General features: G+C 58.9%; 22 protein-coding genes. 12 read left to right on the forward strand and 10 right to left on the reverse strand.

Translation table 11 applies throughout. The annotated features are described in order from the left end of the window. Window positions 1–24: 24 nt before the first annotated feature. The gene (locus tag E5J99_RS00580; RefSeq protein ID WP_135495773.1) at window positions 25–1,395 is read right to left on the reverse strand and encodes a saccharopine dehydrogenase family protein; all 1,371 of its coding nucleotides are present in this window, start codon (window positions 1,393–1,395) and stop codon (window positions 25–27) included. A gap of 224 nt (window positions 1,396–1,619) precedes the next feature. Here E5J99_RS00580 and cdd point away from each other — a divergent pair, with 224 nt between their 5' ends. Next, window positions 1,620–2,117: a cytidine deaminase gene (gene cdd, locus E5J99_RS00585; protein ID WP_135495774.1), complete on the forward strand. Its 498-nt coding sequence runs from the start codon at window positions 1,620–1,622 to the stop codon at window positions 2,115–2,117. 92 nt (window positions 2,118–2,209) lie between these two features. Continuing rightward, entirely contained in the window at window positions 2,210–2,875 is a 666-nt protein-coding gene (locus tag E5J99_RS00590) for an alpha/beta hydrolase (RefSeq protein ID WP_135495775.1), read from the forward strand. Between the two features lie 57 nt (window positions 2,876–2,932). Here E5J99_RS00590 and E5J99_RS00595 read toward each other — a convergent pair whose 3' ends face one another. The 4 genes from E5J99_RS00595 to E5J99_RS00610 all read right to left on the reverse strand — a co-directional run bounded on the left by E5J99_RS00595 (window position 2,933) and on the right by E5J99_RS00610 (window position 7,424). Further along, complete coding sequence (locus tag E5J99_RS00595) at window positions 2,933–3,682, reverse strand: SDR family NAD(P)-dependent oxidoreductase (RefSeq protein WP_135495776.1); 750 nt, start codon at window positions 3,680–3,682, stop codon at window positions 2,933–2,935. Window positions 3,683–3,712: 30 nt separating this feature from the next. After that, window positions 3,713–4,516: a type IX secretion/gliding motility protein PorT/SprT gene (porT, locus tag E5J99_RS00600; RefSeq protein ID WP_135495777.1), complete on the reverse strand. Its 804-nt coding sequence runs from the start codon at window positions 4,514–4,516 to the stop codon at window positions 3,713–3,715. After that, window positions 4,465–5,190, reverse strand: a complete 726-nt coding sequence (gene ubiE / locus E5J99_RS00605; RefSeq protein WP_135495778.1) for a bifunctional demethylmenaquinone methyltransferase/2-methoxy-6-polyprenyl-1,4-benzoquinol methylase UbiE — start codon at window positions 5,188–5,190, stop codon at window positions 4,465–4,467. The genes porT and ubiE overlap by 52 nt, the downstream gene beginning before the upstream one ends. A gap of 128 nt (window positions 5,191–5,318) precedes the next feature. Further along, a complete protein-coding gene (locus tag E5J99_RS00610) occupies window positions 5,319–7,424 on the reverse strand; it encodes an OmpA family protein (RefSeq protein ID WP_245318652.1) in 2,106 nt (701 codons plus the stop codon). 606 nt (window positions 7,425–8,030) lie between these two features. Here E5J99_RS00610 and yihA point away from each other — a divergent pair. The 3 genes from yihA to E5J99_RS00625 all read left to right on the forward strand — a co-directional run bounded on the left by yihA (window position 8,031) and on the right by E5J99_RS00625 (window position 9,905). Further along, complete coding sequence (gene yihA / locus E5J99_RS00615) at window positions 8,031–8,648, forward strand: ribosome biogenesis GTP-binding protein YihA/YsxC (RefSeq protein WP_135495779.1); 618 nt, start codon at window positions 8,031–8,033, stop codon at window positions 8,646–8,648. A 74-nt stretch (window positions 8,649–8,722) separates the two neighbouring features. Further along, window positions 8,723–9,214 carry an energy transducer TonB gene (locus tag E5J99_RS00620; protein WP_135495780.1) on the forward strand — a complete coding sequence of 164 codons (492 nt, stop codon included), beginning with the start codon at window positions 8,723–8,725 and terminating at the stop codon, window positions 9,212–9,214. A 31-nt stretch (window positions 9,215–9,245) separates the two neighbouring features. Next, the gene (locus E5J99_RS00625; RefSeq protein WP_135495781.1) at window positions 9,246–9,905 is read left to right on the forward strand and encodes a DUF5606 family protein; all 660 of its coding nucleotides are present in this window, start codon (window positions 9,246–9,248) and stop codon (window positions 9,903–9,905) included. 87 nt (window positions 9,906–9,992) lie between these two features. Here the strand turns inward: E5J99_RS00625 and fbp are convergent, their stop codons facing one another. After that, window positions 9,993–11,015 carry a class 1 fructose-bisphosphatase gene (gene fbp, locus E5J99_RS00630; protein ID WP_135495782.1) on the reverse strand — a complete coding sequence of 341 codons (1,023 nt, stop codon included), beginning with the start codon at window positions 11,013–11,015 and terminating at the stop codon, window positions 9,993–9,995. 83 nt (window positions 11,016–11,098) lie between these two features. Between fbp and E5J99_RS00635 the strand changes: the two genes are divergently transcribed. The 5 genes from E5J99_RS00635 (at window position 11,099) to rsgA (ending at window position 16,148) form a co-directional block, all read left to right on the forward strand. Continuing rightward, window positions 11,099–12,406, forward strand: a complete 1,308-nt coding sequence (locus tag E5J99_RS00635) for an aspartate kinase (protein WP_135495783.1) — start codon at window positions 11,099–11,101, stop codon at window positions 12,404–12,406. Window positions 12,407–12,513: 107 nt separating this feature from the next. Beyond that, window positions 12,514–12,975 carry a Fur family transcriptional regulator gene (locus tag E5J99_RS00640; protein WP_167851912.1) on the forward strand — a complete coding sequence of 154 codons (462 nt, stop codon included), beginning with the start codon at window positions 12,514–12,516 and terminating at the stop codon, window positions 12,973–12,975. A gap of 102 nt (window positions 12,976–13,077) precedes the next feature. Next, complete coding sequence (locus E5J99_RS00645) at window positions 13,078–13,716, forward strand: peroxiredoxin (protein WP_135495785.1); 639 nt, start codon at window positions 13,078–13,080, stop codon at window positions 13,714–13,716. 122 nt (window positions 13,717–13,838) lie between these two features. Further along, complete coding sequence (locus E5J99_RS00650; RefSeq protein ID WP_135495786.1) at window positions 13,839–15,107, forward strand: 3-deoxy-D-manno-octulosonic acid transferase; 1,269 nt, start codon at window positions 13,839–13,841, stop codon at window positions 15,105–15,107. 114 nt (window positions 15,108–15,221) lie between these two features. Continuing rightward, window positions 15,222–16,148 (forward strand): ribosome small subunit-dependent GTPase A, encoded by a 927-nt coding sequence (gene rsgA, locus E5J99_RS00655; RefSeq protein ID WP_135495787.1) that lies wholly within the window; start codon window positions 15,222–15,224, stop codon window positions 16,146–16,148. A 350-nt stretch (window positions 16,149–16,498) separates the two neighbouring features. Here rsgA and E5J99_RS00660 read toward each other — a convergent pair whose 3' ends face one another. Beyond that, a complete protein-coding gene (locus tag E5J99_RS00660; protein ID WP_135495788.1) occupies window positions 16,499–17,131 on the reverse strand; it encodes a fasciclin domain-containing protein in 633 nt (210 codons plus the stop codon). A 195-nt stretch (window positions 17,132–17,326) separates the two neighbouring features. Here E5J99_RS00660 and E5J99_RS00665 point away from each other — a divergent pair, with 195 nt between their 5' ends. Beyond that, window positions 17,327–17,785, forward strand: coding sequence for a peptidylprolyl isomerase (locus E5J99_RS00665; protein ID WP_135495789.1), 459 nt, complete (start codon window positions 17,327–17,329; stop codon window positions 17,783–17,785). Between the two features lie 524 nt (window positions 17,786–18,309). Here the strand turns inward: E5J99_RS00665 and E5J99_RS21105 are convergent. The 3 genes from E5J99_RS21105 to E5J99_RS00675 all read right to left on the reverse strand — a co-directional run bounded on the left by E5J99_RS21105 (window position 18,310) and on the right by E5J99_RS00675 (window position 20,046). Next, a complete protein-coding gene (locus tag E5J99_RS21105) occupies window positions 18,310–18,477 on the reverse strand; it encodes a hypothetical protein (protein WP_167851913.1) in 168 nt (55 codons plus the stop codon). 459 nt (window positions 18,478–18,936) lie between these two features. Continuing rightward, window positions 18,937–19,356, reverse strand: coding sequence for a hypothetical protein (locus tag E5J99_RS00670; protein ID WP_135495790.1), 420 nt, complete (start codon window positions 19,354–19,356; stop codon window positions 18,937–18,939). 102 nt (window positions 19,357–19,458) lie between these two features. Then, on the reverse strand, window positions 19,459–20,046 hold the full coding sequence (locus E5J99_RS00675) for a helix-turn-helix domain-containing protein (RefSeq protein WP_135495791.1): 588 nt from the start codon (window positions 20,044–20,046) through the stop codon (window positions 19,459–19,461). Window positions 20,047–20,194: 148 nt separating this feature from the next. Here E5J99_RS00675 and E5J99_RS00680 point away from each other — a divergent pair, with 148 nt between their 5' ends. Further along, complete coding sequence (locus tag E5J99_RS00680; RefSeq protein ID WP_135495792.1) at window positions 20,195–23,530, forward strand: type ISP restriction/modification enzyme; 3,336 nt, start codon at window positions 20,195–20,197, stop codon at window positions 23,528–23,530. Window positions 23,531–23,830: the final 300 nt, after the last annotated feature.

Genomic DNA, 23,830 nt, shown 5'->3' on the forward strand with positions numbered 1-23,830 from the left:
CCGCACACTTTTTGGTCGCTACAGCTACACCTTAGCCTCAGCCGCTGGCTCCAGGCTCACCTCGTGCTCCGTGAAACGGATATCGTAGTGCAGCGCCAGCTCCGCCAGAATGGGCTCATATAGGCTGGCTTGCGTCGGGATAATGACGCCGCGCTCGGCCACCTGCCCCCGCGCCAGCCGCCGCACGGCCATAGCCACCGGCAGACCCACGGTTTTGGCCATGGCCGTATGCCGGGCATCATCGCCGAGCACAACCAGGGAAGAAGTACGCCGGAAATGGGCACCGTTGACCTCAAAATCGAACAGGTGCTGCATCACAATCATATCGTGGTCATCTTCCCGCAGTGCCCATTTCGTAGTAAGCAGGCGCTCCAGCAGCTGGGCCGGCGTGGCGTCGGCCAGGCCGACGGGCGTCGTGGTGAACAGCCCTAACCACGTCAGGCGCTGCATTTCGGCTCCGTCGGCTTCCAAGCCCAAGTATTCTGCCAGCTGTAGCGGTAGGCTCTTGGACCCTTCCACCACCGGCAGATACGACTCCAGAAGCTGTGCCCACGTCATAGTCGCCGCGTTGCCCAGATGCACCGAATCGTCGGTGAGGCCCAGGCGCACCAGGGCCTGCCAGGCGGCGCAATAGCCGGGCCGACGTAGCGTGCCGCGCAACATAGTAGGAACAGCATCGAGGCCGTAGGGCGCGCGGTAGCTGAGCGAATCACGGTTGGCGTAGCCTTCAAACTGACCGTAGCCCGGCACAGTCAGCAGCTCGGGGCGGGCAAATAGCTGTTGGTAGGGAATAAAGCGCGGGTGGCCATTTTCGAGGTATTTGGCGGTGCTCTGGCCCGCTAGCACCACGTTGCGCGGGTTCCAGGTGAACTTGTAGCGCCACGGATTGTCGCCCTCCGAATCGGGAGCCAGCAGGCCGCCGCAGTACGACCGGAAGGCGGTGAGCCGCCCGCCCCGCGCCCGGATATCGGCCAGCGCCTGCATGGCCGACATGTGGTCGAGGCCGGGGTCGAGGCCGCATTCCATCAAAATCAGCACATCGGCTGCTTGCGCTTCTGCATCCAGCAGCCTGATTTCTTCACTCACGTAGCTGGCCGTCACCAAGTGGCGGCCGTGGCGCACACAAGCCCGGGCTACGGGCAGGTGAAACAAGGCCGGCAGCATCGAAATAACGATATCGGCCTGAGCTACCAGCTCGTCCAGCAACTCTTCGCGCTGCATATCGAAGGGCACGGCGCGGGCATATTCGGTATGCGCCGCCAGCACCGGGGCCAAATGGGCCGGATTTACGTCGGCCACCGTGAGCTGCCAGCCCTCAGTAGGCGCATGCTGCAGTAAGTAGTGAATCAGGGAAGAAGCCGAGCGGCCGGCACCAAGCAGCAGAAGACGGGACATACGAGCGGATGGGTGGGGAGGTAAGTCGGCACGAAACTAGGGGTTTGCGCCGCTACTGCCAGAATTTATTCCGCTATTCGCAACGGTCTGTTATCCGGTACCACCACTGATCCGGCCGGAGCTTGACGAATTGCATTCGATAAAAGATAATTGTAGTACATTCACCGCCCCTTCTTTCTCCGGGGCCGCCATTCGGCTTCGGATCTGTTTCTTTTCCTCGCCCGATGGCCTATCCGCTCCATCTGACCATCACCGTAGAGGTGTTGGATTCCGAAGCTGAACTTTCTCCCGCCGAAGCAACCGTCTGGCAACAGGCCCGCGCCGCCACCGACCATTCCTATGCTCCCTACTCCCACTTCCACGTGGGGGCGGCGCTGCTGCTCGACGATGGCAGCGTATTCCGGGGCACAAACCAGGAAAACGCGGCTTATCCTTCCGGCCTCTGCGCCGAGCGGACTGCCCTGTTCGGCCTAGCCGTCAACCAGCCCGAGCGCCACATTGTGGGCATGGCCGTAGCGGCCCGCCCCGCTACTGGCACCTTTGGGCCCGCCATGCCCTGCGGAGCCTGCCGCCAGGTGATGACGGAGTACGAAAACCGCCAGGGCCGCCCCATTCCGTTGCTGTTGCCCGGCCCCGATGGTAGCATCTACCGCTTCCACTCTCTGGCCGACCTGCTCCCCTTCCAGTTCAACGCCGACGATTTACCGAAGACAAAATTGTAAGCAGACGGACTGCTGCAGGTGCTGTTTGGGGCGCGAAACCCGCTTACAGCACCCGGCTTCCACTAGTTGCTTTTGCCCCATTTCTTGTCTTTATGCCAGAATCAGAAGAGCACCAACTGACGGTGAGCCGCACGGCGCGCTACTACCAATCGGGGCAGCTCACGGCCGCTACCCGGCACGTCTGGTTCGTGTGCCACGGCTACGGGCAGTTGGCGGGCTACTTTATCCGCCATTTCCATATCCTGACGCGGCATCATCCGGAAACGGTTGTTGTAGCGCCCGAAGGACTTTCACGCTTTTATCTGAACGGCACCGGCGGCCGTATCGGGGCTACCTGGATGACGCGGGAAGACCGGCTGGCTGAAATCGAAGACTACATAGCTTTCCTCAATCAGCTGGCCGATACCACACTGGCCGCCTGCGCCGCCGATGTACGCGTCACGGTGCTGGGCTTCTCACAAGGAGCCGCTACCGTAAGCCGGTGGCTGGCGCGGGCCCATTTTCGGCCATTGCGCCTCATTCTCTGGGCCGGGGCCTTCCCTGCCGACATGGATTTCACCGTCGCCACTCACTTAGTGCACCAGTTTCCGATTGTGCTCGTTTGCGGCGACCAAGATGAATTCATCAGCGCGGCCGAACTGGCGAAGCAACAGGCTTTTCTACAGCGGCTAGGTGTCGAGCCGGAGCTAATTTACTTCGCTGGCAAGCATGAGCTGAACGCGGCCACATTGCAGTGTTTGCAGCAAGCTGCGCCATAAGAAAGAGCCTCCCCAGCAAATGGAGAGGCTCTGTGGTAGTAAGCACCGTGATAAAAGCTAGTCGCGCCTGATCAATGTAGCGGCTCCCTGCGCCCCGGCAAAAATCGTGACTTCGGCAATGTGAACGTTGGCCGGGCGCGTCACCATGAACTGAATAACTTCGGCAATATCTTCCGGCTTCAGCGGGTCGAAGCCTTGGTATACCTTCGCCGCCCGCTCAGTGTCGCCTTTGAAGCGCACCTGCGAAAATTCAGTTTCCACAGCTCCCGGGTTTACTTCGGCTACCCGAATGTTCAGAGGCAGTAAATCGATGCGCATGGCTTTAGACAGCGCTGCTACGGCCGCTTTGGACGCACAGTATACATTGCCATTGGCATACACCTCGTGCCCGGCAATAGAGCCGATGTTGATGATATGCCCCTGCCGACGCTGCGTCATGCCCGGCAGTATCGCTTGGCTCACATTCAGCAGACCCTTCACATTACTATCCAGCATCGTATCCCAGTCGTGCGGGTCACCTTCCTGAATCGGCCCCAGACCGTGGGCCCCACCCGCGTTGTTCACCAGCACGTCAATCGATTGAAACATGACGGGTAAGCTGGCAACTGCCGCGTCGACGGCAGCCCGGTCGCGCACATCAAAGGTGAGCAGATGCGTGGGCGTGGGAGCGAGCTGCTCGGCCAGCTCCTGCAGCCGCTCACGGCGGCGGCCAGTCAATATCAGCTGAAAACCTACTTGCGCCAAGGCTACGGCCGTGGCCCGGCCAATACCGGAAGAAGCCCCAGTAACAAAGGCGGTGCGAATCATAAAAACTAGCTAGGCCGGTATTGCTACCAGCTATTCGAAATTCAGATACAGCGTCACCGTGTTGCTTTTCATGCTTTGCAAGCTGCGGCTGTATACGTCCTTGTTAGGTTGCAACAGGTTAGAGAGGCCGTTGGAAAAGCGCAGCTCCGGGGCAAACTTGAACAAAGGGTAAAACAGGTCGAGGCCAACGCCATACTCGATAGCAAAGTCGCCGGAAGTCGCCTGTAGCTGGTTGCGCAACGGGTCTTTGCGGCGGTTGCCGACGCTGACGCTCGACTTTACGCCGCCTACCACATACACCCGCGCATTGCGCCGTCGGTCCGACTTGAACTTCACCAGCAGCGGCAAATCAATCTGCGTGCCGCCAATTTCCTGAGTCTGAATAGAGTCGGCGGGCTGGTAGCCGAAGGGTTTAAATTCCACTCGCCGGGTCAGAAAGCTCACTCCCGGCGTAAGCCGCAGGTTGAAATTATCAGCCAGCCGAACATCTCCAATAAAGCCTACCGACAAGCCCGGACTGACCACCGAATTAGCCGATATAGCCGTTCCGTTCTGAATAGCCTGCACGTAAGCCGCCGACTGTTCAATTTTGTAGCGCGAGAAGTTGGGCGCGATATAAAACCCGGGGTGAAACCACTTGTCATCGTAGCCCGGCAGGTTGTTCACCGTAATGGATTTTACCTGCCCGCGACTTCCCCGGCTGGCTCCGGTTTTACTGTTTTTTTGCGCCAGCACCGCCGTGGGCAGCAGGCCAGCCACCAGGGTAGCCACCGCCAGCGCCGCTACTTTTGGGCCGTGTAAATTGAGCTTATACCGAATGTGAGGGGTTGCCATGTAGGATGTTTAAAGCCAACCTGCGTTAGAATGGTCATAAAGCTCTGACCATCCGGAAAGGCCTGCACCGACTCGGGTAGATAGGTGTAGGCAGCGCGGTCCTTGGAAATCAGTTTGCCGAATACCGGCAGAATCTGCTGAAAATAGAAGTTATACGCCTGCTTCATCGGAAAGGCCGTAGGCTTGGAAAATTCCAGAATAACGACTTTGCCGCCCGGGCGCAACACCCGCTGCATCTCAGCCAGCCCCTTCTGTAGGTTCTCGAAGTTACGGACTCCAAACGAAGCCGTGACGGCATCAAAGTGATTATCGGGAAAAGGTAGATTTTCCGAATCACCGAGTTCCAATTGAATCCGGTTCGTCAGCCCTTTCTGCGTCAGCTTGCGCCGCCCTACTTCCAGCATGCCTTCCGAAATATCAACCCCCGTTACGGTCGTTTCCGGCGACAGCCGCAGGCTTTCGATGGCAAAGTCGGCAGTGCCGGTGGCAATATCCAGAATGCGCGCCGGCCGCAAGGCTTGCAGCTCATTCACGGCCTTGCGCCGCCAGTAGATATCGGTACCGGCACTGAGGAAATGATTCAGGAAGTCATATTTACCAGCTATGCTGTTAAACATCTGGGCTACCTGCGACTTTTTGCCGGCAGCATCATCTTTGTAGGGAACAACGGACATACTTCTGTAACGCAGAACGAAGACTTAAAGGCAGAATTGCCCAAACATAACGCTATGCGCCGCATTATGTTGAAAAAAAACGGGCCGGGCAAAATGCCCGGCCCGTTTTGCTCTGTACGCGAAGCGGCTTAGTCGTTGTCCGTCTTCACTTTGGTCTTTTCGCCGTTGGCATCTTTGGTTTTGGCGTCGATCGTACCTTCTTTCGTTTTGGTCTTCGATTCTTCGCCGGCGCTGCCTTTGGTTTTCACTTTTACTTTGTCGCTGTCCTCGTCCACTTTGGTTTTCACCTTCGTGCCGTCGGCCATCTTCACCTTGCTTTTGCCAGGCTGCAACGGAGCGGCTGTGCCCGTGGTAGTAGTACTAGTTGCGCCAGTGCCGGGGCTCATGCCCGCACCGCTACCGGATGTTGTACCACCGCCCGTGTTCATCTTGGGCATGGCTTCACCTTCCTTCAGAATCACTCGGAACTCAACGCGGCGGTTGAGCTGCATGTTCTCGGGCGAGTCGTTGGTAGCATCCGGACGACGCTCACCGTAGCTTACGGTCGTCATGCGGGTTTCAGTAATGCCGTTTTTCTTCAGGTAGTTATACGCTGCATCAGCCCGGTTCTGACCCAATACTACGTTGTACTCATCCGTGTTGCGTGAGTCGCAATGGCCCTCAATCGAGATGTTAACGCCGGGGTTAGACTTCAGAATACCGCTGATGTTGTTCAGCTCCTTGATGGACTCCGGCCGCAGCTTATACTTATCGGTATCGAAGTAAATCTTTTTGAAGGCAAACATGCCGGCACTGGTAGTGTCAACATACGGCACATAGAAGTTCTTCTCGATAATAGTCGAGTCGCTCGTCGATACGGGTACGGCGAATTCTTCAGTCGTGATGTTGGCGCCATCTTTCGAAACCGCTACCTGGTAAGTGCGGCCCGAAAGCACGCTTACCTGATAGTCGCCGGTTTCGGGCTTGGTAACGTCGCGGTAGCTCAGCGCCGTTTTATCGGCCTGCGTACCCGAGAATACCAGCTCTACCCCAGGGATGATGGTGCTGTCGCGCTGCGAGTACACCTTGCCCCGGATGATGGCATTCTTGATGTAGTTGATGGTGTAGATATCTTTTTCGCCGTAGCCACCGATGCGGTAGCTGGACAAATAAGCGTAGCTGCCGTCAGGGCTCAGGCGGTAGTACGTGTCATCATCGGGCGTATTGATGGGGTAACCCATGTTCTCCGGACGGCCCCAGGTGCGGCCTACCGAATCGTACTCCGATTTGAAGATGTCGTAGCCACCCATCGTGTTATGACCACGCGAGCTGAAATACAGTGTTTTGCCGTCCTTGCTCAAGTAGGGGCTGTCGTCGTCGAACGCAGTATTTACCACGCCTCCCAACGACTTAGGAGTACCCCAATCGCCGCCGGCCTGGCGGGTGGCGTAGTAGATATCCAGCGTGTTCAGTTCCGAGAACTTGCTGGTCGAGAAGTAGATGGTCAGGCCGTCGGGCGTGATATAGGCATCCGACTCGAAGGCTTTCGAGTTGATGTTGTTGTTCAATTTCTTAGGCTCGGCCCAGTCGCCACCGGCCTTTTCAGCATAGAAAATGTCGCCATTCTCATCCTGCCGATACATCAGCATCTTGGTGTCATTGTCAAACACCTGAATCGACGCGTCGTGCCCTTTACCATTCAGAGCGCCGCTCAACGAGCGTGGCTTCTCCCAGTTTTCGTCGTCGACGCGCTTGGCTTCGAAAATATCTTCGTAGTACTCACCATCGGCGGCAACGCTCTTGTTCTTCGGGTTGGCCGTGGAGCCAGTAGCACCCGTTACGTTCTCACCGCGGGAGGTGAAGAGCAGCAGCTTGTCATCGTTGGAAATCACGGGGCTGTGCTCCGAGAAAGCCGTGTTGATCGTCGGGCCCAAGTTCTTCACGAAGATATCCTTAGGGCTGTTGAACTGGATTTTTGCGTTTTTGCTGTGCTGAATCAATTGTGCCAGCGAGGCTTTACGCGTATCCTTCTTCTTCAACGTGGTATTGTAGGCCTGAAAGTGGGCAATAGCCTCGTCGAAGTTGTAGTTCAGGTGGTCGACCCGGCCGAGCCAGTACTCCACGTCTTTCGACACCTTAGGTTTGAGCCGCTGCGCCTTATAGATATAGTCGCTGGCTTTTTCCTTATCGAAGGACATGTAAGAGATACCAGCCCGAAACAGGGCCAGTGCGTTGTTCGGCTCCTTAGCCAACACCTGCTCGTAGAAAGGGATGGATGCCCGATAGTTCTCTTGGTCAAAGAACTTGTTTGCAGTCTTTAGCGTCTTGCGAGAGCTCTGGGCCAGCGCAGGCTGGGCCACGGCTGCGGCAAGAGCGAAGGTGCAAGAGGCTTTCAATAACCTTCTGACTAAGTTGTCCATTGTAGGAGGGGTTTGAGAATATAAGGAGTTGCAGGGAGGTTTTGCAGAAAAAGGGCCGCCTGCTGCGGCTGCAAATTTTCAAGAGTTGCCTCTTATACTGAAAACCTGTTCCAGGGTTAAGCCTGCCCGCCGATTTTTCTGGCCAGCAGCGCTAAAAAGTGGCATTAACGCTTTCCAGGAACCAGCTTTGTACTACGGAACTAGGCAAGCTGGGGGCAAAGATAGAAATTTTATAATACGACCTTAGCCGTATCCAATTGTAAAGAAGTTTTACATAATCCTTTGCAAGAAATGACAGCCTCCACGCCGCAATCGGTTAGGGAGCAAAGCGCGCAAATATAGTTGTGCTTTGTAGATTACAAGGATTTATCGTAAAAATTTATGGTCGGTGCGGCCCGCCCAGATCTGCTACCTTTGTAGCCACACCCTAGTTTTTGGCTTATGATTATCCGCGAGGCGAAATTCATGATGAGTAATTCGCGCGTCGACCAGTGTCCGCCGCCGACCTTACCGGAATACGCTTTTATTGGCCGCTCCAATGTTGGGAAGTCATCCTTAATTAATATGCTGACGGAGCACAAGGGGTTGGCTAAAACCTCTTCCTCGCCCGGTAAAACCCAATTAATCAACCACTTCTTAATTAACGAGGATTGGTATTTGGTGGATTTACCCGGTTACGGCTACGCCAAGGTTAGCAAAGATGCCCGCGCAACCTGGGGCAAAATGATTAATTTCTACATGCGTCACCGGGAAAATCTGGCGTGTGTTTTTGTACTCATTGATTCTCGTCACGCGCCTTTGGCTCCCGATTTGGAGTTTATGGAGATGCTCGGCGCGGAAAGCATTCCGTTCGTGCTCGTTTTCACGAAAGCCGATAAGCAGTCTTCTTCCCGCACGCAGCAGAATATCACGGCCTACATTCGGAAGATGCAGGAAAGCTGGGACGAGTTGCCGCGCCATTTTATTACGTCGGCGGAGGAAAAAACAGGCCGCGACGAGGTGCTGAATTTCATTGATGAAATAAACCAGCAATTAGCCCAACAAGCGGATAATGCGTAGATTGGCCCTGTAATTGCCCTGCTCGCCGGCCACCAATTTGTGTGTTACCCTTCTTCTTTTCTTCGGTTTTTTCCATGAAAAAAATCTCATTTATTGTAGTCCTTGGTCTGCTCGCCGGTACCAGCACGGCCTTCGCCCAAAAAACTAAGGTTAAAGTCAAGACCGAGGCTGCAGCACCAGAGCTGGTAGCCCCGGCGGCCGAAGCCACTCCAGCCCCTGCGCCCGCCCCGGGCCACGTCGGCAGAACGATTCCGGTAGCAGAATACTATGAAGGTGGCCAGGAAGGACTGTACACCTTCATTGAAAAAGAGCTGAAGTATCCGATTATGGCGCGCCGCAACCGGATTCAGGGCACCTGCATCGTGAGCTTTACTCTGAATACCGATGGCACTATGGCCGGCATCAAGCTGGTGAAAAATATCGGGGGGGGCTGCGGCGAAGAAGCATTGCGCGTGGTGCGGCTGCTGAAATTTAAAAAGCCCGATTACGCCATCCTGACCAGCCTGCCCATCGTATTTAAGCTTCCGACCCCAGGGCAGGCCGCCGCCGCGGCTGCCACCGAGTAACTTCTGATTTTCTTACCCAACCCTTTTTTCTATGCCCTACGACCTCAAGGAAATTGCCGCTATCAGTGGAATGCCCGGTCTCTATCGGCTGGTGCGTCCTACCCGTGCCGGCGTCATTGTAGAGTCGCTTGATGAGCGCGGCACCCGCTCCGTCGCTTCGGCGCGCAACAAAGTTTCGCTGCTGCACGAAATCTCCATTTACACCCAGGACTACGACCAGACGGTTCCGCTGACGGAGGTATTTGACCGGATCTACCAGAAATTCGGCACTGATCTGACCGTGACCAACAAATCGGAAGACCGGGACCTGGCTACGTTTATGGGCGAGATTATTCCGGACTATGACCGGCAGCGTGTATACATGTCTGATATCAAAAAGCTGGTATCGTGGTACAAGGTCGTGAGCAGCCGCCTAGACTATCAGACGGCCTCAGCTGAAACCGAGCAGCCCGAGGCTGCCCCGGAAGCTGGGGTTGCTGTGGCGGAGTCAGAAGCAAAGCCCAAGGCGTCGAAGAAAACCGCCACGAAAGAATCGACGGAAGCTGGTACGCAACAGGATACCGCCGCCGCTGATGAGACCTTGAGCACTGCTGGGATTATTCCGGCCGAGCAGGAATCTACCGAGCCTATCAACCCTGAGATTACGCAGGATTCAGCTTCGACAAAAAAGTCTAAAAAGAAAGCTGAGTAAGGTTTTATAAGGACCTTACGAGCACAGAAAAGCCCGGCTGATGTATATCGGCCGGGCTTTTCTGTGTGGCGCTGAGAGCTAAGCGGGTTACAGCGCGGCTACCACATCAGAGTACTCAGCGGCCAAAAACTCCTCTGCTTTTTCTACCAGCTCCGTCGAGCCGATAAATAGAGGGCTGCGTTCGTGCATGCCTTTGGGCTCAAGCTCCATGGTGCGGTTGCGGCCGTCGCTCGATTTACCACCGGCCTGCTCTACGATGAAGGCCAGTGAATTGCACTCGTACATGAGGCGCAATTTGCCTTTCGGCGCTTTTTTGGTAGCCGGATACATGTAGATGCCGCCTTTAAGCAGGTTGCGGTGAAAATCGGCAACCAAAGAGCCAATGTAGCGGGCCGAATAGTTCTGCTGCTTGCAGTAGGCGACAAAGGCGGTGGTGCCTTCGGAAAAATGGTCGGAGCTGCCTTCGTTGATGGAGTAGATGGCGCCGGTTTTGGGCGTGGTAATGTGGGGGTGCGAGAGAAAGAACTCGCCCAGCGACGCTTCGTAGGTGAAGCCATTGACGCCATTGCCGGTTGTATAAACCAGCATGGTACTGGAGCCATAAATGACGTAGCCCGCCGCCACCTGATGCGTACCCGTTTGGAGGCAGTCCCGCTCCGTACCCTCGGTGCCTGTCGGCGATACACGACGGTAGATACTGAAGATGGTGCCGATGCTGACGTTGACATCAATATTGGAGGAGCCGTCGAGCGGGTCGATGGCCACTACGTATTTGCCTTGGTTGTTGCCGGTCTGAATCATCTCCTCGTCTTCCTCCGAAATGATGGTGCAGACCTCGCCGCCGTTGCGCAGCGCCCGGATGAAGCGGATGTTGGCAATGACATCGAGCTTCTGCTGGTCTTCGCCCTGCACGTTCTGGCTACCATACGCGCCGGCAATATCAATAAGGCCGGAGCGGTTGATTTCCCGGTTTACAATCTTGGCGGCCAGGGCAATATCGCGCAGCAGCTGCGACAGTTCCCCGGTGGCGTAGGGAAAGTCTTCCTGCTTGCGCATAATAAATCGGTCGAGGGTGGTACCGACGGGCAGAGCCAGTTTATTGTGATCCATGGGGTGGGTGGGTGAGCAGTTGTTTGGGCTTACAAAACTAAGGTTTTTCGCCACATCTGCCGCTGGCTGCCTACTTTTGACCCATGCAGAAACAGCTTCCCCTACACGTGTATAAGTTTGGTGGCGCGTCGACGAAAGACGCGGCAGCCCTTCGCAATCTGGTTCAAATCGTGCGGCAGCATGGCCGCAAAGGCCCATTGCTTATCGTGGTATCGGCCATGGGCAAAACCACCAACGCCCTGGAGGAAATATTTCAGCTGGCTTACACTAGACAAGCGTACGACTCACCGCTGGCTAGTCTGGAGACGTTCCACCGCACGGTTGCACAGGAGCTGTCCTCTGGCTTCGGGCTCCACACGGCAGCCGATATCAAGCAGAAATTCGATGAGACATTCCAGGAGTTGGGCCAGTATTTGGCTGCTGTCGGCCCGAGCCAGGAGTATGATAAGCAATACGACCAAATAGTGAGCTTTGGGGAGCTGCTGTCTTCGCTGTTCATTTCCCTTGTCTTGAACGATACTCAGCCGACGCAGTGGCTGGATTGCCGCCCACTGCTGCGCACTGATGACTGCTGGCGGGAGGGCCGCATCGACTGGGCCCTGACGGAAAGCAGCTTACGCGCCGCAGTGCTGCCCATGCTACAGGGGACAAGCGTAGTAGTCACGCAGGGCTTTTTGGGTGGCACGGCCAACGGCCAGACCACCACGCTAGGCCGGGAAGGCTCCGACTACACCGCCGCCATCTTTGCCTACTGCCTGCGGGCCGAGGCCGTTACCATTTGGAAAGACGTGGCGGGCCTGCTCAACGCGGACCCCAAATTCTTCGCCGACACGGTGCGCTATCCAGAAATCAGCTACCAGGAAACCATCGAAATGGCGTACTACGGCGCTTCCGTCATTCACCCCAAAACCATCAAGCCGCTGGCCGTGCGCCGCATTCCGCTCTTTGTAAAGTCGTTTCTGGACCCGGCGGCGGAAGGCACCCGCATCGGGGACTGCCAGCATGGGCTGCTGGCCCCGGCTTTCATCCGCAAGGACGGACAGTGCCTGATTTCCTTCGAGTCGAAAGACCTGACCTTTATTTCGGAGGAAAACCTGGAGGTAATTTTTGGGGTGCTGGCTCAGGTGCGGCTCAAAATCAATATGATGCAGAACTCGGCCATTTCCTTTTCGGTCTGTACCGACTTTTCGCCCTACCGGCTGGATCGGTTGTTGGAGCAGCTGCGCGACCAGTTCACAATCCGCTACAACAGTAATTTAGAGCTGTATACCATAAAAAATTATGACCACGCCAGCATCCGGCGGCTGACCGAAGGGCGCGAGCTGCTACTGGAGCAGCGCACCCGCCAGACCCTCCAGTTTGTGTGCCGGAACATGGAAACAGGGCAGTAAATCGGGCGTATGTGGCGGAAGCCCAGCACGGGATTTTTTCGGGTTTCTAAACCTTTTTGCCGGGCTATGGCTTCTCCGGTTACTTTTGTGGAGAATCATTCTTACCTGTGACACCTTCTTCTGACCATCTTCATCCCGCTGTCAGCCGGCCCGAGCCGGCTGTTTTGCAGCAGCGTCTGGCCGCAGCGGGGCTGCGGGCCACCCACCAGCGCATCCTGATTCTAGAGAGCCTATTGGTGCTACCCGGCCACCCCACGGCCGAGCAAGTACACCGGCAGGTAATGGCCAACACGCCTACCGTTTCGCTGGGCACGGTGTACAAAACCCTGGATAGCTTCGTGGAAGTGGGCCTGACCAAACGGGTAGCTTCGGCCGATGCCCAGTGCCGGCGCTACGATTCCGATTGCTCGGAACATCACCACCTGTACTGCACGGATACCAAGGAAATCATCGACTATTGCAACCCGCAGCTCGATGCGCTGATTCGCGACTTTTTCGCCAAGCAGGGGCTTGAGAATTTCCAGCCCCACTCCTTCTCGCTACACATCGCCGGCACCCGCGTTTCCTGATAAACCCTGACAAGACGTGCCACTGCGGAGCGGACTTTTCTGCTTCGCAGTGGCCTATTTTTTAATTTTACTCTCCCTTTTCCACTTTTTACTTTTCAACTAATGGCAGTTCTCGTTGGCAAGCGTGCTCCTTCTTTCAAGGCTACGGCCGTAATCGACAGCGAATTTGAGGAGGATTTTTCCCTCGACCGCTACCTGGGCAAGAAGCACGTCATTTTCTATTTCTATCCCGCTGACTTCACCTTCGTGTGCCCCACGGAAATCATTGCGTTTCAGGACCGGCTGGCTGATTTTGAAGCCAAAGGCGTAGCCGTAGTCGGCTGCTCGACCGATACGCACTTCTCCCACTTTGCCTGGCTGCAAACGCCCCGCGACAACGGCGGCATCGAGGGTGTAACTTACCCGCTGGTGGCCGATGCAACCAAAACCATTGCCTCGAACTACGACGTACTGGGCGGTCATTACGATTACAACGAAGTCGGCGAAATGACTTTCGTGGGTTCGCCCCTGGCCTACCGTGGCCTGTTCCTGATTGATAAAGACGGCATTGTGCGCCACCAAGTGGTGAACGACGGTCCACTGGGCCGCAGCATCGACGAAGCCATGCGCATGGTCGACGCGCTGCAGTACTTCGAGGTGAAAGGCGAGGTGTGCCCCGCCAACTGGGAAGAAGGCAAAGAAGGCATGAGCGCCACCCGCGAGGGCGTAGCCAACTACCTGAGCAAGCAGTCGGGGCACTAGCAGCCCTTGCTCACGTGCTGCTCCCTACAAAAGCTCCGGCCCCTGGGTCGGGGCTTTTTTGTGGGGTGTGCGGGAAACCAGCCGGAAGCGGCTAATTTTGCGCCTCATTGATCCTGATCTAGTTGCTTTTCCTCTATACCATTGGCCTTCACCTCTACGCTCTGCTGCTGCGGCTGGTAGCGCCCTTCGTGCCCAAAGCTGCGCAGTGGGTGGCCGGGCGCCGGGGCCTGCTGGCTCACATCCAGCGCACGCTGCAGGCGGATACCGCGCCCCGCGTGTGGTTTCACTGCGCCTCGTTGGGTGAATTTGAGCAGGGTCGCCCGCTGATGGAAGCGTACGCCCAGCGGCACCCGGACCATAAAATCGTGCTGACGTTCTTCTCGCCTTCGGGCTATAGCGTGCGCCAGGGCTGGCCGGGGGCGGCTTACGTCTTCTATCTGCCCCTCGACACCCGCCGCAATGCCCAGGAGTTTCTGGACATTGTGAGGCCCCGGCTGGCGGTGTTCGTGAAGTATGAGTTCTGGCACTATCTGCTGGCGGGCCTGCGGCAGCGCGGCATTCCCACGATCTGCGTATCGGCTATTTTCCGACCCAATCAGGTATTTTTCAAACCCTGGGGTGGTTTCTACCGCCGCATGTTGGGCTGCTTCACGCACCTGTTTACCCAGAACGAGGCGTCGACGCGGCTGCTGGCCCACATCGGGATAACGCAAGCCAGCGTGGCCGGCGACACGCGCTTCGACACGGTGGTGCGCACAGCCCTGGCTGCTCCCGCAGCACTGCCGCTCCTGGAGGCCTTCGTAGCCGATGGTGCCCCGGTGTTCATTATTGGCAGCAGTTGGCCCGACGACCTGCCGATCCTCGCCCCGCTGGTGCAGCGCTACCACGGCCAGCTGCGCTTTGTGGTAGCCACTCACGAAATCAGCGAGGCGAACCTGCGGCTGGTAGAAGCGATGCTGCCCGACCAGGTGGTACGCTACTCGAGGGCTACAGCCACCACGGTAGCCACGCAGCGCGTGCTGCTTATAGACAACGTGGGACTGTTGTCGCAGCTCTACCGCTTTGGCTCCTATGGCTACATCGGGGGGGCTTTTGGCAAAGGACTCCACAACACGCTGGAAGCCGCTGCCTTCGGGCTGCCACTGTTCTTTGGCCCCGCCTACGGTAAGTTTCAGGAAGCTATTGACTTAGTGGAGCTGGGCTGCGCCTTCCCGGTGCGGTCGGGGAAGGAGTTGCAAGCTGCCTTTGCCCGCCTCTACCACGATGAAGTGGCCCGCCTGCGGGTGCAGGACCTCAGCCTGGAGTATGTGCACCAAAAAGCCGGCGCCACCACCCGCATCATGCGGTGGCTGGACGCACAAGTACTGCACCCGGACCGGCTACCTTCGTAAGCCTGCCCGGCATGCTATGTTTAGTTACACTTCAGCCCACGTGGTGAGGCCAGACCTTCGCAGAATCAGCCTACTGGACGAAGGCCTCACCGCACCATTTTCATCCCCTCACTTATGACCGGTATTGTCGTCAAATCAACGGGCTCGTGGTACCTGGTGCGGGAGCCTGGCACGGGCCAGCTGCACCGCTGCCGGCTGCGGGGCAAGTTCAAAAACAAAGGGCTGAAGGTGAGCAATCCGCTGGCGGTGGGCGACCAGGTGGAGTTTACGGTGGAAGAGCAGACCGAAGGCGCGGGCGTGATTCACCACATCGAGCCGCGCCGCAACTACATCATCCGCCGCTCGGTGCACAAGGCCGAGCACGCCCACATCGTGGCCGCCAACCTCGACCAGGCATTGCTGGTCGTGACGCTGGTGTCGCCGGCCACTTCGTTCGGGTTCATCGACCGGTTTCTGGTGACGGCCGAAGCCTACAGCATTCCGGTGACGCTCATTTTCAACAAGACCGACCTCTACGACGCCGACTTATCCGACTACCAGGATCAGATTCTGAAGATGTACCAGCGCACGGGCTACCCCGGCCTGCGCTGCTCGGCGCACTCGGGCGAAGGTATAGCCGAGGTCGATGCCCTGCTCGATGGCAAGGTGTCACTGCTGTCGGGACACTCGGGGGTGGGCAAAAGCACGCTCATCAACGTACTGGTGCCGGATCTGGATATCAAAACGGCGGAAATCAGCGAGTTTTCGGACAAGGGCGTGCACACAACTACGTTCGCCGAAATGCTGGAAGTACGGCCCGGCACTTACCTCATCGACACGCCCGGCATCAAGGAGCTGGGCCTGGTTGATATTCCGCCGGATCAGCTGGCGCACTTCTTCCCCGAGATGCGCGCCCTGCTCAACCAATGCCGCTATCACAACTGCCAGCACGTGCACGAGCCCGACTGCGCCGTGCGCGAAGCCGTGGAAAAAGGCAAGATTGCCTTGCCCCGCTACGACAGCTACGTGAGCATGCTCACGAATGATGATAACCGGCATTAGCCACAGGGTCGGTATTAAAAAAGAACGTCATGTCGACCAACGGTTAGGCTGGCCCGAAACGGTGAAGCTGTTTAGGAAGCCTGGAAATTGACTCTTGAACGTCATGCTGAGCTTGTCGAAGCATCTCGCGTGCACTGGTAATTTGAGTACTACTGCACGCGAGCTGCTTCGACAAGCTCAGCATGACATTTGATAGACTTCCTAAACAGCTTCGGCAGCAAAACAGAACGTCATGTCGACCAACGGGAGACATCTTGCGTGCAATAGTAAAATAATTACTACTCCACGCGAGATGTCTCCCGTTGGTCGACATGACGTTCTGTTTGAGCGGTTGTAGGGCCGCGCCAGGCTTACATGGCCGGAGCGGGCGGCAGCAATACCTGGTCGATAACGTGGGTGACGCCGTTGCTGGAAATAACGTCAGGAATCTGGATGGTAGCGTTGTTGACCATGATTTTACCACCCTTCACCGACACCTTCATTTTTTCGCCGTTCACCGTCGTCAGCTCCTGGCCGTCTTTGAGGTCGGAGGCTACGAGGCGGCCGGCAATTACGTGGTAGGTCAGCACGCCTTTGAGCTTCTCTTTGCTTTCGGGCTTCATAAGGCCGGCCAACGCGCCCTTGGGCAGCTGGATAAAGGCTGAGTTGGTGGGCGCAAATACCGTGAACGGGCCCGGGCCGCTGAGCGTACCGCCCAGGTCGGCCGCCGACACGGCCCGCACCAGCGTGCTGACGCTGGAGGCCTGCACCGCGTTTTGCACGATGTTCTTGTCGGGGGTCATGGCTACGCCGTCTACCATTACGCCCTCGGGCTTGCCCATGCGGGCCGAGTCGGTCATCATGGCGGCCGAGTCGACGGTGGCAATAGCCTCGGTTTCGGCCGTGGCATTCTCGGTGGTTTTGGCGTCGCCGCAGCTGCTCAGGCTGGTAGCCAGTACGGCAGCGCTCAGGGCGAACGAGGCAGAACGAAGGATCTTTTTCATCGGAAAGGGAACGGGGTTAGGGATTGGTTGAGGAAAGTGCGGGAGCAATATCGAAATATTCGTCTTCTACCATAGTTGGCGTGCGTACCAAACCCTGGCAGTAGGCCGGATGTTTAGCCCCTTCCAGAATTGGCTACCTTTGGCCCGGCGCGGCCTGCCGCGCCATTCTCTGTCCACCCATTTACGTTCCGCCGCATGAAAACTGCCGAAATCCACACCAGCAAAGGTGTCATGAAAGTCGAGTTCTTCGAACAAGACGCTCCCAACACCGTGAAAAACTTCACCGACCTGGCCCAGAAAGGCTTCTACGATGGCCTGAAGTTCCACCGCGTCATTCCCAACTTCGTGATTCAGGGCGGCTGCCCCAACTCCCGCGACGGTGCCAAGGGCACGCCCGGCACCGGCGGCCCCGGCTACAAAATTGACTGTGAGCTGAAGGGCGGCAACCAGTACCACGACAAAGGCGTGCTGAGCATGGCCCACGCCGGTCGCAACTCCGGCGGCAGCCAGTTCTTCATCGTCCATAGCCGTGAAAACACTGCCCACCTCGACCGCAACCACACCGTGTTCGGCAAAGTGGTAGAGGGCCTCGACATCATCGACCAGATCAAAGCCAACGACGAGATTCAGAAAATCGTAGTGGCCGAAGCTTAAGAAGCTTTTTGAGTTATTAGAAACGGTCATGCTGAGCTTGCCGAAGCATCTCGCGTGCAATGGTAACTTGATTACTCCTGCACGCGAGATGCTTCGACAAGCTCAGCATGACGTTCTTTTGACTTTCTAAACAGCTTCTACGCTAACAGCGGCTGGTTCAAAGCACCAGATCAAGGAGGATACCCGAACCAGAAAAGCCCGAACCCCTCCCTCCTTCACACAAGAAAGCCGGTCAGTGATGACCGGCTTTCTTGTGTGTTGCAGATAGCGTGTGAAGAAGACTATGGGCCGAAGCCGCTGGCGGGAAAGCCAGGCAGGCTAAAGCGTGAGTACAAGTAGCGGGCAGAGGCGTCAAAAGATTGTAACGCGAAGCGCTGCTTCGCGACCGTTCGCGCTACTTGCCCGGCAAGTGTTGGTACGCGACGTGCTAACGGTCGCGAAGCAGCGCTTCGCGCTACCAGTCATCGCTTGTCCTCAGGCAGGCCCTAGTGTTTCTGAAAAAACCACCGGTTGCCCGCCGCGCTCTACGATTTGTAGGTGGGCCGGTGCACGTGCGGACGACCTTTGGCAACCGACCGGGCATACGGCCGGCGGCCCGACGAAGCGGCTACGGCCGTGGCCCCGGGAGCCAACAAAGCCAAAAACAACACAAGCGAAACAATGCGGCGAACGAAGGCGGAGGCAGTAGACATGGCAGACGACAGCAAAGGAAGCAGAGCGGTTGGGGTAGAAGCATCGGTGGGCCGTGTTGCCTTTCCGATGCTACAAAGCAACACCAGCGTGCCCCGCCGTTTCGCACATGTTGCCCAATAGCCTGTTTTGCTGGCTGAATAAACGGCTTTCGTCTCCGGCCCCGCCCCGGCCCCGCCCCGGCCCCGGCTTGCCCCAGCCAGCCCCCCCCCCCGAACGCAGCAAGGCCTCCCTGCTTGCGCCGGGAGGCCTTGGAGTGTTGCGGATAGGTAGTAGACTTGTTCCTGAATAAAGCGAAACGAAAAAAGAACGTCATGCTGAGCTTGTCGAAGCATCTCGCGTGCAGGAGTACTTATTTTACCAGTGCACGCGAGATGCTTCGACAAGCTCAGCATGACAGCCAAATTTTAGCATCGGCTCCTAATTCAGGAACAAGTCTATAGCGTAACGGGGTGGTGGGGCTAGGCGGCCAGGGTGGCGCGGCGCTCCGTCACTTTGGTTTGGGCGCTGGTAAGCACTGCCACCTGGGCATCTACCTGCTCGGCGTCTACGGCGGCCAGGAAGCGTTCCGCATTGCTGCGGGCGCTGCCCTGGTCGTTGAGGTTGGCGCGGCGGAAAGTGGCGCGGCGCAGCTTGGTTTCGTTCTGCTTGCGCACGTTTTCCGGCAGGTCTGCGGTAGCCAGGATGGTGGTAAAGGCCGTGATTTCGGCTTCTACCCCGGCCAGCAGCGCCTTTACTTTTGCCTTCACCTGCTCGGAGCGGGTATCGGCGTAGTCCAGGTTGGTGTCGCGGTTCTGGTAGCTGGCCAGCTCAGCGGTGAGGTCGTCGAGTACTTCGCCGCACTCGGCTTGGGTGGTGAGGATGCTCAGATCGAGAGCCATAAGGATATAGGTTAAAAGGTGAACTGTGTCAGCCCAGAACGGAGGCGGGCGCTGAATATTAGAAATCGCCTATAAATATTTTTTTGGCCTTGCGCTACCCTTTTAGCTACCCTGCTGCCCCAGCAGCGCGGCCAGGGCAGCGGCTTCTGTTTCCAGGGCCTCCGCCCGCAGGCGCAGCAGGTGGTAGCGGGCCACGTCGGGAGCGTGGTGCAGGGTGGCGTGGGCCTGCTGCTGCCGCTCCAGCAGCCACTGCCGGGTGTGGGCGGCTTCGGCGGGGGTGGTGAGCACGGCGGGCAGGCCGGGGGCCGCCAGCAGGCCCGGCAGCACCGCCTGCCAGCGCCGCGCCTGGGCGTGGATGGCGGCCAGCTTGCCCAGCTCCCGGCGCAGCTTGCCGGCCTGGTGGCGGCAGGCCCGCAGCCGCTCGGTGAGCAGGGCCTCGTCAGGGCTGCCCGGTGGGGCCACCTCGGGCGCGGGGGCAGCGGGCCGGGCCGGGGCCTCGGCGGGCAGCAGCACGGCCAGCGGGTTGAGGCGCAGCAGCACCCGGCCGGTGAGCACCCGGCGGCCAGCTTCGATATCGGCTACGTAGGGTCGGCTGATGCCCAGGTAAGCGGCTAGCTCCTGCTGGTCGAGGCCGAAATACTTGCGCACTTGGGCTATAAGGGTGGTAGAAGGAATGGACTTGCGGGGCACAGGTCAGGGAATTTTTGCAGCTTATTTTTCAAAATGTAAAAAATAAGCTGCAAAACCCACTGGCCTAATAGTCTTTTTTCAGTAAACGTGCACTCCTTGATTCCTTAATGAGGCTGGTAAATGTAGCTTGCAGCTCCACTTTACTATTATGCTTGTGCTCGCTACTTACCTCCACGCTTTGGCTACCATTCGGGCCACCGGCGCTGCTACTCCCGAAACATCATATTATACGCCCCTCGAAAACCTATTCAACGCGGTGGGGGCTGGCCTGAAACCTACCGTGCGGGCCGTGTTTCAGCTCAGCGACCTGGGCGCGGGGCGGCCCGATTTCGGCCTGTTCGCGGCCGGGCAGTTTGAGCGGCCCGCCGATGGCGTATCGTCGCCCGAACGCCGGGCCGGGGCCCTGCCCGAGCGCGGGGCCGGCGAGGTGAAAGGACCCGGCGAGGCGCTGGACAAGCTATTAGCTGGAAAGCAGGTGAGCAAGTATTGGGATAAGTACCGGCAGGTGCTCGTGACTAATCTGCGCCAGTTTGCCTTCGTGGCCGAACTCGATGGTAAACCCCTGCTGCTCGACTCCTTCGAGCTGGCCAAAAATGAGGCCGAGTTCTGGACGATGTGCCACGCGTCCACGCCGCCCCCACCAGCGGTAGCGGCCAGCTTCACGGCATTTTTGGAGCGCTGCCTGCGCCACGCCGCGCCCCTCGACGAGCCCAAGGACCTAGCCTGGTTCCTGGCCGCCTTCGCCCGCGAGGCCCGCCAGCGCCTGGAGCTGGCCGACCCCGCCCACCTTCAGCCCCTGCGCACGGCCCTGGAAGAAACCCTGGGCGTGCGCTTCGACGGCGAAAAGGGCGCCCGCTTCCTGCGCGCCACCGTGGTCCAGACCCTGTTCTATGGCGTGTTCAGCGCCTGGGTGCTCTGGCACCGCGACACGGCCGACGACCCCGAGGCCGCGCCCTTTGCCTGGCGCAACGCCCCCGACTACCTCCAGCTGCCCGTGATGCAGGTGCTCTTTGAGCAGGTGGGCACCACGTCCTTCCTCAAAAACGTGAAGCTGCGCGACCTGCTCGACCGCACCGACCTGGTGCTGGCCCGCGTGAACCGCGCCCGCTTCTTCGGCAAGTTTGCCGAGACCGAGGCCATCCAGTACTTCTACGAGCCCTTTCTGGAAGCCTACGACCCGCAGCTGCGCAAGGAGCTAGGCGTGTGGTACACCCCGCCCGAGGTGGTGCGCTACATGGTGGCCCGCGTAGACTGGGCTCTGCGCACCCAGCTGAATATCCCCGACGGCTTGGCCGATGAGCGCGTGGTGGTGCTGGACCCCTGCTGTGGCACCGGCACCTTCCTGGTAGAGGTGCTGCGCCACCTGGCCGCCGCCCTGGAGGCCCAGGGAGCCGGGGCCCTGCGCGCCGAGCAGCTGCGCAAAGCCGCCACCGAGCGCCTGTTCGGCTTCGAAATCCTCACCGCGCCCTTCGTGGTGGCCCACTTGCAGCTGGGGCTCGCCCTGCGCGAGTTCGGCGCGCCCCTGCCCCCCGAGGCCCGTGCGGCCGTGTACCTCACCAACGCCCTCACCGGCTGGGACCCCGCCAAGCACGAGAAGCAGCTTACTACCTACCCCGCGCTGCGCAAGGAAGCCGAGGCCGCCCGCCACGTTAAGCGCGACGAGCGCATCGTCGTCATCCTGGGCAACCCGCCTTATGATGGCTACGCCGGCCTCAGCGCCGGGGGCTCGGAGGAGGACCGCCTAGCCGAGGCCTACCGCCACCCGCGCCGCACGGCCCCGCCCCAGGGCCAGGGCCTGAACGACCTGTACGTGCGGTTTTTTCGGATGGCCGAGCGCCAGATTGCCGAGCGCACCCGCCAGGGCCTGGTCTGCTTTGTGGCCAACTACTCCTGGCTCGATGGCCTGAGCCACCCCGGCCTGCGCGAGCGGTTTCTGGAAGCCTTCGACGGCATCTGGATTGACAACCTCAACGGCGACAAGTACGCCACCGGCAAAACCACGCCCGACGGCCGCCCCGACCCCAGCGTGTTCAGCACGCCCTTCAACCGCGAGGGCATTCAGGTGGGGGCCGCCGTGTCGCTGCTCGTGCGCGCCCACGACCGCCCCGAGGCCGACGGCGCCGCGCCCGCGTCCGATGCCGTGGTGCACTACCGCGACTTCTGGGGTAAGGACAAGCGCGCCGAGCTGGCCGCCATCGCCGCCGCGCCCGAGCCCACCACCGGCCCCGCCTACCTCGCCCTGCTGCCCAACCCCGCCCTGGGCCTGCCCTTCAAGCCCCGCGCCGTCGCGGATGAATACCTGACGTGGCCCACGCTGCCGCAGGTGTTCCCGGCCAGCTTTCCAGGAGTGAAAACAAGCCGCGACGAGGCTTTGGTGAGCATTGACCGGGCAGAATTGGAAGCGCGAATGCAGCGGTATTTCGACCCGGCCGTGACGGATGCGCAGTTGGAAGCGGAACATTCGCCACTGATGGCTTCCGGCACTGATTTCAATGCAACAAACACTCGTCGGCAACTGCTGCCGCGTGGCTTTCGGCCTGAAAGCGTGATTCCGTTTATGTACCGGCCGCTTGATGTGCGGTGGTTGTATTGGGAAAACGAAACCAAGTTGTTAGACCGAAGCAGACCAGAATATCAGGAGCATATTTTAGAGGGTAACCCTTGGCTTTTCACCACTGCTCGCACTCGCAAGAGTATTGAGCCGCCCATTTATTCTGAGGCGTTGACCGACCTTAACTTGATGGACAGCGGCGCACGCGGCATCCCTCTCTACCTCGCCCCCGACATGCTTTCCGCCGGGGAGCGCCGCCCGAACCTGAGCCACCGGGCCAGCGAGTACCTCACGGCGCTGGGGGCCCCGCCCGAAACCCTGTTCTACCACGCCCTGGCGGTGCTGCACGCCCCCACCTACCGCGAGCAGAACGCCGGGGCCCTGCGCCAGGACTGGCCCCGCCTGCCCCTGCCCGCTTCCCTGGCTGCCCTCGACGCCTCGGCCGCCCTGGGCCGCGAAGTAGCGGCCCTGCTCGACGTGCGCCGGCCGGTGCCCACCGTCACGCACGGCGCCATCCGGCCCGAGCTGCGTGCCATCGGCGCCCCCCAGCGCCGCCCCGGTGCCCCCGATACCGGCCTGCACCCCGCCGAGGGCCATTTCGGCCTGCGCGCCCGCTGGGGCACCCGCTCCAACGGCACCGTGGTGCCCGGCGCCGGCCGCACCACCCCCACCCCCGACCAGCCCGACCACCTCGATATCTGGCTGAATGACGAAGCCTGCTGGGCCGCCGTGCCTGCCGCCGTGTGGGCCACCACCCTCGGCGGCTACCCGGTGCTCAAAAAGTGGCTCAGCTACCGCGCCGCCCCCGTGCTGGGCCGAGACCTCACGATGGATGAGGTGCAGGAGTTCATGCGTTTAGTACGCCGCCTTGCCGCCCTTCTGGCTTTATCGCCCTCACTCAATGCAGCATATAATGCCAGCACTAAAAACTAATAGAAGTTTTGCAGCTTATTTTTTAGCTTTTGAAAAATAAGCTGCAAAAATCTCAGCCTCTCTACACACGCAAACGCCCCGCGCACCTTTCGGTATGCGGGGCGTTTGTAGTAGAACAGTGTAGAGACGCGTATTCGCGTCTCAATCGTTGAATGACAACCGTTCGAACGGCGCGGATGCTGAGACGCAAGTATGCGTCTCTACACGCGTTTAGCTTCGCGCTGCTTATAACCCGAACCTGGCCCGGCCCCAAGCTAAAAGAGCCCGGAACGTCAGACGTTCCGGGCTCTTTTGGCTTGT

This window comes from Hymenobacter elongatus, from assembly GCF_004745955.1.
GTDB classification, from domain to species: domain Bacteria; phylum Bacteroidota; class Bacteroidia; order Cytophagales; family Hymenobacteraceae; genus Hymenobacter; species Hymenobacter elongatus.